Here is a 16,004-nt window from a genome sequence, read left to right on the forward strand (position 1 = left end):
GTTTGTCGATTTTCCACAACTGGCAACATTTAATGCACAAACCATCAACATTCCTTCTTTGCAAATAGCCGCAAATTGCTTATCTTTGCATCATCTTTAAAAAGAATTTATATATCTTCGCAACAAAAATGTGTGTGTGTGTGTAAAATGAGAAAATACTTATTCATGTTCATAATGGTGATTCTTGGCGGACTTCAATGTTTCAGTCAAGATAGTTTTCGATTTTACCACATTTATACAAAAGGTTATAGAGTAAAGGCCATCTATCGTGACACCAACAACATCATGTGGGTGGGAACGTCGTTCGGACTTTTTACCTTGCCACAACTGGAGAGTAGAAATCCTAACGGATATAATCGACAGCATCCTGATATGCAGACTGGTATCGATGGCATTTATGAAGACATGAATGGCAGACTTTGGCTAAACACGCATAGCAGACAGGTCATTAGGTATAATCCCCATAACAATCAATTCACCCCCGACATCGACCGTGTATTAGGAGGTTTTAATATTCATGTCGTCAACAAGGACCTCTTCGTCAACATAAAGGATAACAACTGCCTGACCTGGCAAGGCAACAAGCTTTACTACATTAACCTGAATCATAAGAACGTACAGAAACTATTGTTCGACACCACCGATGAGCAGGTTGTGAATGTGATTTCGAACCAGCAATCATACATCGTGTTGACCACGAGACATCTGTACTTCTTCTCATCAATGACCAAGGAGCTGATGCGAAAGGCACCTCTTGTCAACGAAGTGAGCACCTTCCTGTTTCCTATGGTGGCGGATGATAAAGGTAACGTATGGATTAGCGACGATCGCCATGTACGTCAATATGATTACAACAACCAATCCTGGACAACGTCAATGGAATTCCCTTCTACGGTATCGACAATTGAATGCGGACCTGACGGGCATCTATGGATCGGACTGGAGAACGACGGTATCTATATCTGTGACATGAAATTAAATATGCAGCAACACCTAACACACCATGCTGGTGATGTAAATGGACTAAAAGATAATCAAATTTACATGCTGCATTATGAGAAAGCCAATGGGACCATGTGGGTGAGCTACGCTAAAGGTGACATCTCTTTATATAACAAAAGTTTGAACTACGGCATGCTCTATCAGGTGATGGACTCTGGGAATCCAAACGCCATGACCGATGTACTCTCATTTGCACAGACAAATGACGGTAAGGGATTATGGATGGGACTCGAGGATCGAGGCATTTACTATAAACCCTTACACAATGGGGAATGGACAAAGAAGATAGGGAATGCGTCTGTCAGTGTTCTCAAGACCGATATTGATAATGCTTTATGGGCTGGAATCTATAAACAGGGATTACTTCGACTATCGCCCATTGGTAGTCAGCAGTTTTATTTTAAAGGAGAGTCACCTTATGCCATTGCTTTCGGGCCTAAGAACAATATTTATGTGGCCTTACAACGCAAAGGTGTATGGTGCTTAGACCAGACTACAGGAATGACAACCGACACACATCTCGAGGCCCAATTTGTGTTCGATTTGAAATACGTTAACAACAAATTGTATGCCATAAGCACTAACGGTTTCTATACCATGGATGGTAATGGACAGTGGAAGAAAGTTTATAATGGCATGTTCAAACATGGATGTATTGATAGTCAGAACTATGTATATCTGTTAGGAGAGGCCAATAATGCCTTGGGCATGACCGTTCTTAATCCCCAAGGAGAACCTGTTAGTCTTCCATCGGGCCTAGAGAAAGTGCCATCGAAGGTTGCAGCCCTTGACAAAACGGGCAATCTTTGGGCTGTAAGCGGTAATCAACTAGTGCGGCTCAGTCACGGGAAAAAGAATGGTGAGACATGGGACTATAATGTTTTCAATATCAGCCCTGAAACAGAAGATATTTTCTATAATCCCGGTGCAGTGCACATTGACCAGGACAACCATCTCTGGTTAGGCACCGACAACGGCTATCAGTGCATCAATCTAAATGGCTTGCTGGCACATGCCAACAACGAGTCTGAAGAGAAGCCTCTCGTCATTGGCGGCATCAGCGTTAACAATGAGATTCTATCACCCAACCAATTAATAAACGGGCGAGAATTGATTACACACGATGTTATATTCACAAAAAAACTCGAGTTGAATTACAATGAAAATAATATTATGGTGGAGTGTTCCAGCCTGTTCGAAGAGCAGACGATGACCAACACCTATTATTATCAATTACGGGGATTCTCTGATACATGGCAGCCCATAGAACATCAGTCCATTATATTGTGGAATCTGCCTCCTGGCAAATACCAGCTCTATACCAAGACTCAGGATTCACTCGAGAGCCACCTGCTAGACATTACCATCAATCCGCCATTATGGCGCACATGGTGGGCCTACCTTATTTATCTAGTAGTTATCGCTTGTCTTCTATGGATATTGTTCCGCTATTATCGTAACAAACGAGCCTACAAGATGAAGTTGCAACAACTTGAACTGCAGCAAGAGCAGGAAAAGCAATTGAACGAGATAAAACTGCGTTTCTTTACGAACATCAGTCACGACTTGCGGACACCCCTGTCTTTAATAGTCGGTCCTGTGGAAGATTTGGAAGCAAGGACCAAAGACCCCACCTCGAAATCAATGTTGGATATGATTCACCGGAATGCCGACCTTTTACTTTCTCTGGTAAACCAAATACTCGATTTCCGCAGACTGGAACTTGGCAACGAGCGTATGAACCTGACAGACGGTAATATTGTCCCGATAATCAGTGTTGTCTGTGAGTCTTTCAAGCTAAAGGCGAAAAAGGATGGCATTAATCTGACTTTCCTGCCTATGGTGGAAGATGTGGAGATGCAGTTCGACAAAGACAAGATGACAAAGGTTATGATGAACCTTCTGTCAAATGCCTTTAAGTTCAGCAGAATTGGCGGTTGTATCACCGTAAGCATTGACGTGAAAGATCAAAATGCACTGATTCAGGTGGCAGATACAGGAATAGGTATCCCCGATGAAGAAAAGCCTCTCATCTTCAACCGTTTCTATCAGTCGAGCAATAATAATCTCCAAGCTATTGGCAGTGGAATCGGTCTGCATATCGTAAGAGAATATGTTCGTCTGCACGGTGGAGAGATCACGGTTCAAAATAACGAGGGGGGACATGGGTCTATTTTCACCATCACACTGCCCATTCATAAAAGTGAGAGAGACGAGGAATATTGTGAAATCTCAACTGAGCAGCATGAGGCAGAGCATGAGACCACCGTTTTGGTGGTTGATGACAACTGTGATTTCCTGACTTATGTGGGACAAGGGTTGGCAGAAGTTTATAATATTGTAAGTGCTTCGAATGGAAAAGAGGCTCTAAAGCAGCTTCAGACAAACGATGTGGATATCATCATCAGCGACGTAATGATGGACGAGATGGATGGGCTCGAACTTTGTCGTATCGTCAAAACAGACATAGCCACTTCACACATTCCTATCATCCTTTTAACAGCCAAGTCGCAGAGTGTTGACGAACTTGCAGGACTGGAAGCAGGCGCTGATGACTATGTGATTAAACCCTTTAGTATGGGCATTTTGCTTCAGCGTGTTCGTAACCTTGTTGAGCGCAACCAGCAGCACCACCAGCGTTTCAAAAATGAGATAGACATTGCACCATCTGAAATCACGGTGACATCACTTGACGAGCAATTTATCTCCAACGCCATCTCACTTGTAGAAAAACATATATCCGACTCCGACTTCAATGTTGAGGAACTGAGTAGCGAGATGGGGGTACACCGGTCGCAACTCTATAAAAAGCTGCAGCACCTCACAGGGCGCACGCCTATCCAGTTCATCCGACTTCTGCGTCTGAAACGCGGCCGACAGTTACTCGAACAGAGTGGTCTTTATGTTTCTGAGATAGCTTATCAAGTAGGCTTCAATTCACCCCGTGTCTTCTCTAAGTATTTCAAGACAGAGTTTGGTATGACTCCAGACGAATATAAAAGTAACACAAACAACAAATAAAAACAAACAATGAAAAAACTTTTAGCAATGGTGCTGATGCTGTTTACCATAACAGCATCGGCACAAGAGAGTGCGATTCTGAACCAGTTGAAAGCCGACCCCAGAAAGGCATATGGTGGTGACTATCCTTACCCTGCTGATACGTGTCGGATGACAGAGGCACCAAATGGTTATGAGCCATTTTATATCAGCCATTATGCCCGTCACGGGTCGCGTTATTATTGGGAGAAACGACTCTATCTGGATCTTGACACTGTTATGACCATGGCTCATGAACGCCAACAACTGACTGATGAGGGTGAGGCATTCTATAAGCGCTTCATGGCCATCAAGGACGAACTGATGACTGGAGCTACAGAACTGTCACTATTGGGTTGGGAGCAGCACCAGCAGATAGCCCGTAGCATGTACAACCATTTTCCGCAGGTATTCGAAAAGGGTGGCAATGCACTGGCCATTTCCTCACTATCGGGACGAAGCGTTATGAGCATGGTTGCTTTCTGCCAAGAACTAGTCCAATGTAATCCTGCGATAGAGATTCTGGAGCTGTCTTCACGTTTCACACTCGACGGAGTAGTCCCTGATGATAGAGAGAATCCTATAAAGCACAAATATCCCCGTGTGACGCCACGTTGGGAAGCCAACAAAGACAAATTTATATTCACCGATTCTCTGCCAGAGAAGATTATCACACGTGTATTCACCTCTACCGACGGGTTGCCCGGCGGTGCTGGTCATATCGCCGATGACCTTCTGAGACTATACACCTCGCTACCAAATATTAATCATGAGGGACTGATGGGCAGCATCGTGACCGACGAGGAGATTGCAAACAGATGGGAATTCTCCAATCTATACGCATATTCATGGGTATTCGCTCCCCAGTATAATGTAATACCAATTCTTCAGGATATTATCAGAAAAGCTGATGCTGTCATCTCTGGGGACAGTGATCATATTGCCGATTTACGCTTCGGTCATGATACCTATTTAGGGCCATTGACAGTACTGATGGGGCTCAATGGAGCCAATCGCGACCCAGAAGATCCGTATGAAGTAAAAAACACCTACCAAAACTGGCAGACCTGTAAAGCTTCGAATATCCAACTGATATTCTATCGCAGTAAAAGTGCCCATGATGACATTCTCGTGAAATGTCTGCTGAATGGTGCAGAAGTAAGTATGCCTGTTCAGACTAAGGACTATCCCTACTACAAGTGGAGCGACCTTCATGATTGGTACACGGAATTGTGTAGCAAGTAGTCATCTATAGCTGTTTATTCCTATGTTTCTTCGCCTGGATTTTCAAGTTCAGGCGATTTTTGTTTTTTCTATGTTCCAATAGGAATGAGCTTATATGGCATCTTTGTTGCGCCTATATGTCCAAAATGTTTTCTGAGCAAAATTGTATCAGAATTTGCAAACACAAACTCTATTTCTGCCATATTTATTTTCTAACTTTGCAAGCAGAAAGATAACGTCCATAGCAGGTCAAGCCTATATAATTAATAATGTACACATAAGGAAAAATATTATATATCAATCAATTTAAATTTATAAACTAAAACTAAAGTATGAAACAAGTAAGGAAAACGGCAATTCTAGTAGGAGTATTAGCCCTTTCAGGCCTTTTCTACTCGCCGAACGCAAACGCCTCGACTTCAACCACAGAGGTTCAGCAGGCAACGAAGAAGATTACAGGTACTGTAGTTGATGCTATGGGACCCGTCATCGGAGCCAGTGTAGTGGAAAAGGGTACCACGAATGCTACGGTTACCGACTTTGACGGTAACTTTACACTCAATGTGAAACCAGGTGCAACGATTGTCGTGTCGTTTATTGGTTTCGAAACACAGGAGATTAGGGTTGGTGATCAGAACAACTACAAGATTACGATGAAGGACGACAATGCAGTCCTTGAAGAGGTGGTGGTTGTAGGTTACGGTGTCCAGAAGAAAAAGCTGGTTACCGGTGCCACTGTTCAGGTGAAGGGTGAGGAAATCGCCAAACTGAACACCACCAATGCGCTGACCGCCATGCAGTCAAGCACGCCTGGTGTGCAGATTACCCAGAGTTCTTCACAGCCTGGTAAGGGCTTTAAAGTCAACATCCGTGGTGTCGGTACCATTGGTACTTCTTCTCCACTGCTGATCATCGATGGCATCAATGCCGGTACGGCCGATGACGGTTTGAACGGTCTGAACCCGAACGATATTGAAAGTATTGACGTACTGAAGGATGCTGCTTCTGCAGCCATCTACGGTGCCCGTGCTGCTAACGGTGTTATCTTGGTAACCACCAAACAGGGAAAGGCCGGTAAGATTCAGTTGCAATATGACGGTTATGCTGGCTGGTCGAACCCTTACAAAGTGCCCGATTTGCTGAATGCCCAACAATACATGCAGATTATCGACGAGACCAACATGAATACTTTCGGTGAAGCCACCAACTGGTCGAACTTAGTTCCCGCTAACATCCTTTCGAAGATTAATAATGGATGGACAGGCACCAACTGGGTAAAAGAATATGAGAACAAAAATGCTTTACAGTTCAGTAACGCCGTAACACTGACTGGTGGTTCTGAGAACTCAAAGTTCTCAATATCGCTGAACTACAGCTCGAACGAGGGTATTATGGGCGGCGACAACGCATCAAACTACAAACGTTACGGTGGTCGAATCAACTCAGAGCATGTGCTGCTGAAAGGCAAGGACCTGATTGGTGAGAGCCATGACATCATCACCATTGGTGAGAACGTAAGTTACACTTACCAGAGGAGTCATGACCTAGCAGAAGGTAGCGGCTACTGGAACATCATGCAGGCAGCCTATGTGGCATCGCCACTGGTAGAGCCCTACAATGCAGACGGTACGATTGCCTCTTATGACAAGAACGGTGCCGGTTATAGCACTGACATTTATAATAACCCATTGAACCATTTCCTTGCCGGTGGCTACAGCTCCATCAACAAGAATCGCAGTTTCAACGTGAATGCCACTTTCTACTGGATAGTAGAGCCTGTCAAGGACCTGAAGTATCGCGGACAGTTCCATACGGGTTATAATGCCAACAATCACCGCGATATCAGTCTGCCCTATAACTCGAACCCCACCAGTGCCAGTGCGAACTATAGCCTGAATATGAGGGAGGCGCAGAGCAGCAGTCTCTCGGTAGAAAACACACTTGCATATATCCTTCCAAAGATGGGAAAAAATACCATTGATGTGCTGGCTGGTCAGTCGCTGGAGCGCACCCAATGGAGTAACAGCATGAACATGAGCTTTACAGTGGGCGAGGATAATCTGAACTCACTGGTTCACAACGGATGGGACTTCAACATCCCTAACAACTACGAGACCCAATATATGACTGGTCATGGCGGTTACGACAACCCTCTGCAAACCAATATCGTCTCGTTCTTCGGACGCGCCAACTGGAACTACGATGAGAAATACATGGCCACAGCTATCATCCGTGCCGACGGTTCCAATAACTTTGCCCGTGGCAAGCGCTGGGGCTACTTCCCCTCATTCTCTGCAGGATGGGTTGTTTCCAACGAGAAGTTCATGGAAAGAGCTGCCAGTTGGCTTGATTTCCTGAAAATACGCGCCTCATGGGGACAGAACGGTAACTGCCAGATCGGTAATTTCTACTATCTCTCCAATATCGGTTTCTCTCCTACAGGTTATCCCGACTATGGCTACAAATTCAGCAATGACGACATGTATACCATCTCACAGGGCAGCTACACGACTGGAGCCTATGCCAAGAATCCCCCCAATGAAGATGTGACATGGGAGACTTCTGAGCAGACAAACATCGGTCTTGACGCCCGTTTCTTAGATGGCCGTCTCGGCTTGAGTTTCGATTGGTATGTAAAGATGACCAAAGACTGGCTGGTACAGGCCCCCATGAACGTAGTGCTCGGCTACGAGGAGCCTGCAATGATTAACGGCGGTGATATTAAGAATACCGGTTTCGAACTAGCACTCTCATGGCGTGACAAAATTGGTAGCGACTTCAACTACCATGCAAATGTAAATGTTGCCACCAACAAGAACAAGGTCACCCGTCTGGCAGCCAATGGTGGCAAGATCGGTATAGACAAAGAATTCCTTAACACCCTGTTCCAAGGCTCATCATATGTATCGCTCGTAGAAGAAGGGCATCCTGTTGGTTATTTCTATGCTATGTCATACGATGGAATCTGGCAGAACCAGGCTCAGATCGACGCTGCCCGTGCAGCAGGAAAGGCCGTACTCGACTCAGCAGTTCCTGGCGACCCCATCTGGACTGATTACGACGGAGATGGCGAGATTAACTATGACCTCGACCGCCATGAAGTAGGCAATCCCAATCCCGATGTAACCCTCGGCGTTAGCCTTGGTTGCGAATACAAGGGTTTTGATTTCGGAATAACTGGTGCAGGCGCCTTCGGCCAGCAGATCATGCAGTGTTATCGTACCGCACAACGTACAAACCAGTACGACGAGTATACGACAGATGTGTTCGGCCGTTGGCATGGCGAGGGCACTAGCAACACACAGCCCCGACTGACAGTCGGTCAGATAGCCGACCAGTGGGTATCTACACGCTTCATGCAGAATGGTGACTATTTCAAGATTCAGAACGTTACGTTGGGATATGATTTCAACAAGATATGGAAGGGGTCACCATTCAGTCAGCTTCGTCTTTACGTACAAGCTCAGAACCTCTATACCTTTACTGGTTATACAGGTGTTGATCCGGAATGCTCGGCCGATGGTGGCAAGAATGCTGATAATACAAACTTCATCCGTGGTATCGACGTTGGTCTCTATCCCCCAGCCCGTACCTTTATCGTAGGCGCAAGCGTTAAGTTCTAATTAAGAATTGAGAATTAAAAGATAAGAAATTATGAAAAAGATATATACAATAGCTATCGCAGCTCTGTTAGCCACAGGAGTAACCTCTTGCGAGAATGCGCTCGATACCCAAAACTATACTGAGGCGAACACCTCTAACTTCCCAGCTTCAGCAAACGACCTGAACAAGGAGTTGGCAGCTCTTTATGGTGTGATGAACCAAATCAGTCAGACGGCTAACGAGACACCATGGCTGGTGAACCATATCATGGCCGATGAAGGAAACGGCGGCGGCAGCGCTAGTTCGACAAAGATACACGCCATCGGCCATCTGATGTACAACCAGGAGGATATGTTTGATAACCTGTGGAAAAGAATCTACGTCGGTATAGCTCGTGCTAATGCCATTATCTATGGCGTCGACGCTTTTGACTGGACTGGTCAGGAGAAAGAGCGCGATCAGATGGTGGGCGAGGCATACTTCATGCGTGGTTTGTTCTATCTTTGGGGGGCACAGTTCTGGGGCGACATTCCAGCCTATTGGGCAGCAGGAGCACCAGATCCCTGTCCACAGCAGGATGCCGAGACGGTAATCTATCCACACATCCTTGCCGACTTTGTGAGTGCCGCTAATCTGATGAATCATGGTATGACCACCATGGGTGACGGTCATGCCACAAAGGCCGCTGCCGAGGGTATGCTGGCTCGTGCCTATATGTTCTATGAGGGTTTCTATAAGAAAGCCGGCGAGCTGGCTTCGGCCTCTCTCGCTGATGTCGTCTTCGACTTTGAGCAGGAGGGTGCAGGCGCATCACTGAGTAAAGCGCAGGTAATCAGCTATGTAGAAGATGCCATCAACAACGGTGGCTACAGTCTGGTTGAAGACTATCGCCTGCTCTGGCAGTATACCAATAAATATACCATTCAGGACTACGACTACGTGAAGGATCTGGCTGAAGCCGGTAAGGTATGGGCTGGCAATGGTAACTGCGAGGAGATGTTCCAGGTTCAATACATGAACAGTGGCGGCTGGAGCGGTAATATCCAGATGGGATTCACCAATCAGGTATCGCTCTATACGGGACTACGCAATGGAAACGACAGTGAAGGCAATGAGAATGGTAAGGAAAATACGATGCCCTTCGGACAGGGATGGGGACAAGGTCTTGTCAATACAACACTTTGGGACGACTGGAGTGACGATGACCCGCGTAAAAAGGCTACAATCCTAAATGCGCCCGAAGAATGTAAGAAGTTCGCCTTTGTTACCAACTGTTCAGAGGATGCAGGCCTGTACAACAAGAAATGGATGCCCATTACCTGTTCCAAGAGTCATTGGAATGATGTAAACTCAGTCTATACTTGGTGGGGAGTCCTTCGTTCTGAAAGCTCAACGGCAGCCAACAATAACAAGAACTCGTTCCAGGGCGACCACTTTGCAGACATGGTGTTGCTTCGTCTGGCCGATGTAATGCTGATGCACTCTGAGCTCACAGGAACAGCCACCCAAATGAATAAAGTACGTGCCCGTGTAGGCCTGCCTGCCACCACCTATTCATGGAAGAACATCAAGGACGAGCGCCGTTGGGAATTGGCATGCGAAGGTATTCGCTATAACGATTTGCGCCGCTGGTCAGGTAAGAACGGAGGAGTTAATTGCGAGGCAGCAGCAGCCTTACAACGTCAGGATGGAAGTCGTGTAAACTACAAAGGCCATTGGACGGTAATGCATCATGGCCAGGCCGTTGGCGGCAGCAGTTGGGCACAGCGTTATGCAGATACCGATGGTTTCGTCATGATACCACCTGCTCAGATTGCCATCACCAACGACGAGACCGTACTGAAGCAGAATCCCGGTTGGGGAGCAGGTGCTCACGGAGCAAATATGACTGGTACACCAATCTATGATTAAATTTGGTTTTTCTAGTTAGTTATAGTTCGTTATACAATGTAGTAACGATAATCAGCAGGCAGCTGATTCTTTTAAGTCAAGTCAGATTTGACAGTTCCGCCCGGACTTGTGAAAGCCCGGGCGGAACGTTGTTTATAAAATCCTCTGTTTTAGGTATTGCGTCATTCATTTTTTTACCGTATCTTTGCACTATAATTTAAAAGACTAAATTAATCAATCATGTCAAAAATATTAAGTAAACTGTTCACTAACTGTGCCCATCCCAAAGGTCGGATGGGACGTGCAATGTTGTGGTTCATGAACAGCACCCATGCGCCACTTACCAACTGGGGGTTAGACCTTATCGACATTCAAAACAAATGGACGATGCTCGACATCGGTTGTGGCGGAGGCGCCACCCTACAGCGGCTATCGAAACGAAGCAATGGTGCGCAGGTCTATGGTATCGACATCTCTGAAGAGAGTGTAAAAAAAGCAAAAAAAATAAACAAGGAATTACTTGATAAGCAGGTATTCGTCAGCCAAGGTTCTGCAGAGAAGCTACCCTATCATGATGAAAAGTTCGATCTCGTAACAGCCGTCGAAACAGTATATTTCTGGCCAAACATGCCTAGCTGTCTACAAGAAGTATATCGTGTATTGAAACAAGGAGGCCGTTTTGCCATCATGGTGGAAGCCATTAACAGCGATTCTATGTGGACCAATATCGTTGAGGGCATGACCGTCTACACACCAGAGGAGCTTCAGGTCATGCTCAACGCTGCGGGTTTCACCCTTACCAAGGTATACCAAAAGAAGCCATACTATGCTACTATCATTGGTATAAAACCGTAAAACAGAAGTCTAAAAGCTGTACTTCAACTTAAGAAACACTTCCGAGTTTTTATCGTAGACTGTGAACATGCCTCGATCGGCATGGAAATAATCGTATCCCACAATAGCATGTAACTGGTCATTCAATGCATAATCACCACTTAGTCGGTTGTAGATACCGCCATTGGTCACATCGACATAAGCAAAGCTCTGAAGAGTCAGAGTATTGTGCAACAATTCCTTGGACAGGCGGAAGGTGGCAAGCCCGGTATTACGATGCTCACCCCACGCCACATATTTATGGGCATACTGGGCAGAGAGCGACCAATCGTTTCCTGCATACCAATCTATGCCAATAAGACCATTTGTAGAGGCAGCCCTTGGCATATCCTTAACGCCATTGGCCGACTGTGCCTCGTCCAGATACTCCGCGAGTTCTCCTCTTATCACAAATTTATCAACAGGCACTGACAAATCTGCGCCTAACATGGTCATTCTTCGATAATCACCTCGGCCATTACATACAACAGGCATCTTATTCCAGGTATGCAATGCCGAGAACGAAAAGTCGATACCACTGAGGTAGAATGACAGGCGTGCACCATATTCCATATTACATAGTTTATGACTAGGTTCATTATTAATAGGTATCGCCCCCACAGACCATGGGTTCTCCGTGTCGGTAGGCAGTTCAAAAAAAGAACTAACGGGAACGGCAACAGCCTCAAGACTCCATTTCTCATGAGAGTAACGCAGACGTAGACCACCCACAGGTATTCGGATATCATCATAATCCTGCGCTAAGAACTCTGTATAGTCCATTGGTGATATCACATCAGTCAGACGCAGACCATCGGCCACACCCCAGACAACAATCTGTCGACCAGCACGCAGATCCCAGTGCTGATCTGAGTAATAAGCATAGGCCTCACGCAATTGAAAGTCTGTACGTTCTTTCAAAATGGCGTTATATACCAGATTTGCCGAAACAAAGGCACCAGCATGACCCTTCTCTACCGATACCTCACCACGCACACGGGTTCTTGACGACATCCAGTCGTTAGGCTGTTCTGTTCGCACAGCGTGATAGGTATCAACAAAACCTTTCACACCGACACGCAAAGAATCCTCGTCCTGTGCAATGACAGGACGAGGGAGTGCGCACCACAAAAATGCCATGAAAATAAAAGCTGATTTCATAAACCTTTCTCAAGTTTGGCAACAGTAAAGAGTGCCTTGTCTATTTTGATATCATATTGAGAATTCTTCACTACAATCATAGTGCTGTGCTCGGTCTGTACATTTTTCATCTCCATCTTATGGATGGTCCAGAAGCCTTGCACTTTCTTGATGTCAGAGGTTGTCAATACCCGATGCAGTTTGTTCAGCTTGTCATAGTATTCCACATAGGCTGCAATCAAACAATCCTGACGGATCCACGACACTTTACGGCTGTATATCTCGTGCTTATCTACAGGCACCGACTCAACCACCCAGCACTTATACCCGTTCTTCATCTCCTCACGGAGCAGTTTATGATGGTCTTCATCCACATGTCGCGAGCCCATATCATCATAGGTAAAGTCAGTTCCCATGAAATAGTCTGTCTTCGATGAAGAACCACTGATACGTCTGGTCTTCTTCATGGCAGGCAGATAAAGCCATTTAGCATCCTCTTTGCCTATCTGGTCGTAGTCCCATGTCAGGAAGCCCGTTCCCTTCACATCGCCAGGATAAGTAAAGAACATCATTTTCTTCGTGTCCTTACCCTCATCCATGGCCCATGACGTCACCTTGCGCTGACGAGTACTACCATTCTTTTTCTTGAGTGTCAGTTCCATCTCGCCATAGCGTGTATTACCGTCGGGACGGTCTTTCACCTTCTGTACAATATCACGCCCCGTCAGTTGTTGGGCATTCATCTCTCCGGCAGCCATCAGGCATACGGCAAAAATTAAAACGATCTTTTTCATATTCTATTTTTATTGATTAGACTTTTCCTTACCAAACACCTTACACTTATTAACAAGTATAGGCGTTACAAACAAGTCGGCAGCAAGAGCCGACAGGATACCAATGATAGCCATCAGGCCGAAGTTGATGCACATAGTGCAGGCCGAAGTGCAGAAGCCAGCAAAGACGGCCGACGTAATGATGCTGGTGATGACGATGGCGACACCCACAACACGGAACGTGCGACGGATGGCCTCACGATAGTGGGCAGTGCGGTCGAACTCGAGCTTGGAGTGGTTGATAAAGTGGATGGTATCATCCACCGCCATACCAAGCATCATGGGCAGCAACGTGGCAGTCATCATGTCGAGCGGCACACCCATCCATCCCATATAGCCGCCTACGAACACTGCAGGCATCATGTTGGGTATCAGACCGATGAGACCAACGCGGATGCTCTGGAAGGCTATCATGAGGATGACACCGATGATGAGGATGGATATGACGAACGAGAGCATCTGTCCGCGTACCAGATACTGCATCATAGTTACATACTGCGGAATATTACCCACTGTAGTAATCTTAGCGTCTGGGAATAATTTCTGGGCATCGGTCTGGATCTGCGCCATCTCGCGCTCCACTTGCGCCGAGTTGAAGTCGGAAATCTCTACCATCAGTCGCAGGCGGCGGTAGTCGTAATCCACCCAGTACTCTGACTCGGTGCCGCCTGCATTCTCGTAAAGCAGTATCTCCTGTGCCACCTCTTCCTCGCTATCAGGCACGCGAAAGTAAGCTGTATCGCCATCGTTGAGCGTCTGGTTCAGGTCCTTCAGAATGTCCAGGATTGAGGTTGTACGTTTAGTCAGTTTATAGTCAGCCACTTTTTGCTGTAACTGATCTAATCGTTTCAGGTTTTCTGGTTCCTTAGCCTCATCATTGTTGGGTAACTCCACTATCAGGTCATAAGAATAGAGCGAGCCCAGTTCCGAGCGACCCACGTCCATCACCTCCTTCACATAATCCACACGAGTGCCCATCGTGCGCTCAATGTCGAACGCCGCCTCAATCTTCCACAGACCCACGCACAGCACGATGCACACCACAAGGAACGAGCAGCCAATCTTCTTCGGATTCCTCAGTACCACGTCACTCAACTTTACCATCGCTGCCGTCCAGCGCGTGTCACTCTCCTCCGTGAAGCCCTCTGTAGGACGCTTGTTTTTGCCAAACGACAACAATACGGGCGAGATAATGAGCGAGGTGAGCAGTACAAATAGCACGCTCATCGAGCTGATGACACCCACACAATGCATCGGCCGAATGGGGATGACGAGGAATGACAGCAGCGATACCAGCGTAGTAAATCCACAGAAGAACACAGACCAACCGATCTCCCTCATCGTCTCGATCACAGCCTTGTGCCGCTCGCCGTGAATGCGCATCCTACCTCTGAAATACGAGAAGATGTGGATGTTGTAGGCGATGGCTACGGCAAAGGCCAGGATGGTGGGAATCATCAACACGGTGGAATCGACGTACATCTGCGTCCAGCCTGCGATGCCATAAGTAAGGAAGAGTCCGCCCACCACCGAGATAATCGGCGCCATAACGCCACGCAGCGAGCGCGTCATACAAAGCATCACCAGCATGCACACGATGGTGGCAATCATCATCAGGCGCCCCATCTCCTTACCGATATACACGGTCTTACAATTGGTAACGTAGGGCATACCAGTACCCCGTGGGTGCAGCGAGGCATACTGCGGTTTCTTGATGATGCGCTCCACCTCCTGACCCGTGATGATGTCGGGTGCCACCGTGCCCTGCTGCTTCCACACGCTGTCCTTAGGAAACTGGCGCAGTTTCACCATAATCCACGAGAGGTCGCCCTTCTGCGAGATGAGTTTCCGCGCCACGTGCGGCTTACTGTAGGCCCGCGCACGGACGCTGTCCATTGCCGCCGAGTTGTCCTCCGGAATCTCCTCTGGCACTATCTGTTCAATAGTCATCCCCTCGTCGCTGCCCACCATAAACTCGATATCCGTCAGCGACGTCACCTTGTCGGCATACGACAGACTATCCAACAGTTCGTTGGACAGAGCCCGCAGCGTCAGCAGGTTCTCCTGCGTAAAATGGTTATCACATTGTGTCAGCACGCCAACGTAGTAGTCGTTACCAAAATGCGATTTAAACTCTTCCGTCATTACCAGCATGGGGTCGTCCTCGATGAAATAGTCGTCGAACGACGTCTCCTTAACCATCCGCTTCATGCCAATGACCGACACAATCATCACCAATGCGAAGATGCCTAACGTCAGCCAGCGCATCTTCAGCAGTTGTCCCGCAAACCGCGCAAACAACTCATTAATCTTTTCAATCTTCATACCTTACTAATATTAATAACGAACAATGTTCCGAAACGTTCACAAAAAAGACCCGCATTGCTGCGAGTCTTCTCT

8 protein-coding genes are annotated in these 16,004 nt (G+C 46.8%); 5 read left to right on the top strand and 3 right to left on the bottom strand.

Going from position 1 to position 16,004, the window contains the following annotated elements:
- Positions 1–147: 147 nt before the first annotated feature.
- The 5 genes from T325_RS02245 to T325_RS02265 all read left to right on the top strand — a co-directional run bounded on the left by T325_RS02245 (position 148) and on the right by T325_RS02265 (position 11,613).
- Positions 148–4,023, top strand: a complete 3,876-nt coding sequence (locus T325_RS02245; RefSeq protein ID WP_036909946.1) for a hybrid sensor histidine kinase/response regulator transcription factor — start codon at positions 148–150, stop codon at positions 4,021–4,023.
- A 9-nt stretch (positions 4,024–4,032) separates the two neighbouring features.
- Complete coding sequence (locus tag T325_RS02250) at positions 4,033–5,286, top strand: hypothetical protein (protein WP_143058370.1); 1,254 nt, start codon at positions 4,033–4,035, stop codon at positions 5,284–5,286.
- Between the two features lie 311 nt (positions 5,287–5,597).
- Positions 5,598–8,888, top strand: a complete 3,291-nt coding sequence (locus T325_RS02255) for a SusC/RagA family TonB-linked outer membrane protein (protein WP_036909951.1) — start codon at positions 5,598–5,600, stop codon at positions 8,886–8,888.
- A gap of 31 nt (positions 8,889–8,919) precedes the next feature.
- Positions 8,920–10,779 carry a RagB/SusD family nutrient uptake outer membrane protein gene (locus T325_RS02260; protein WP_036909955.1) on the top strand — a complete coding sequence of 620 codons (1,860 nt, stop codon included), beginning with the start codon at positions 8,920–8,922 and terminating at the stop codon, positions 10,777–10,779.
- 219 nt (positions 10,780–10,998) lie between these two features.
- Positions 10,999–11,613 carry a class I SAM-dependent methyltransferase gene (locus T325_RS02265; RefSeq protein WP_036909956.1) on the top strand — a complete coding sequence of 205 codons (615 nt, stop codon included), beginning with the start codon at positions 10,999–11,001 and terminating at the stop codon, positions 11,611–11,613.
- 9 nt (positions 11,614–11,622) lie between these two features.
- Here the strand turns inward: T325_RS02265 and T325_RS02270 are convergent, their stop codons facing one another.
- The 3 genes from T325_RS02270 to T325_RS02280 are packed head-to-tail and all read right to left on the bottom strand — an operon-like array spanning position 11,623 to position 15,929.
- A complete protein-coding gene (locus T325_RS02270; RefSeq protein ID WP_036909958.1) occupies positions 11,623–12,792 on the bottom strand; it encodes a DUF1302 family protein in 1,170 nt (389 codons plus the stop codon).
- Positions 12,789–13,565 (bottom strand): outer membrane lipoprotein-sorting protein, encoded by a 777-nt coding sequence (locus T325_RS02275; RefSeq protein WP_036909966.1) that lies wholly within the window; start codon positions 13,563–13,565, stop codon positions 12,789–12,791. The genes T325_RS02270 and T325_RS02275 overlap by 4 nt, the downstream gene beginning before the upstream one ends.
- Before the next feature lie 9 nt (positions 13,566–13,574).
- Positions 13,575–15,929, bottom strand: coding sequence for an efflux RND transporter permease subunit (locus T325_RS02280; protein ID WP_036909968.1), 2,355 nt, complete (start codon positions 15,927–15,929; stop codon positions 13,575–13,577).
- Between the last annotated feature and the right edge of the window lie 75 nt (positions 15,930–16,004).

This window comes from Prevotella sp. FD3004 (assembly GCF_000746155.1).
Lineage (GTDB): Bacteria > Bacteroidota > Bacteroidia > Bacteroidales > Bacteroidaceae > Prevotella.

What these genes read in the sequence shown, in the direction of transcription:
- T325_RS02250 (WP_143058370.1), top strand. Translation starts at nt 4,033, where the DNA reads ATGAAAAAACTTTTAGCAATGGTGCTGATGCTGTTTACCATAACAGCA.
- T325_RS02265 (WP_036909956.1), top strand. Translation starts at nt 10,999, where the DNA reads ATGTCAAAAATATTAAGTAAACTGTTCACTAACTGTGCCCATCCCAAA.
- T325_RS02255 (WP_036909951.1), top strand. Translation starts at nt 5,598, where the DNA reads ATGAAACAAGTAAGGAAAACGGCAATTCTAGTAGGAGTATTAGCCCTT.
- T325_RS02275 (WP_036909966.1), bottom strand. Translation starts at nt 13,565, where the DNA reads ATGAAAAAGATCGTTTTAATTTTTGCCGTATGCCTGATGGCTGCCGGA.
- T325_RS02245 (WP_036909946.1), top strand. Translation starts at nt 148, where the DNA reads ATGAGAAAATACTTATTCATGTTCATAATGGTGATTCTTGGCGGACTT.
- T325_RS02280 (WP_036909968.1), bottom strand. Translation starts at nt 15,929, where the DNA reads ATGAAGATTGAAAAGATTAATGAGTTGTTTGCGCGGTTTGCGGGACAA.
- T325_RS02260 (WP_036909955.1), top strand. Translation starts at nt 8,920, where the DNA reads ATGAAAAAGATATATACAATAGCTATCGCAGCTCTGTTAGCCACAGGA.
- T325_RS02270 (WP_036909958.1), bottom strand. Translation starts at nt 12,792, where the DNA reads ATGAAATCAGCTTTTATTTTCATGGCATTTTTGTGGTGCGCACTCCCT.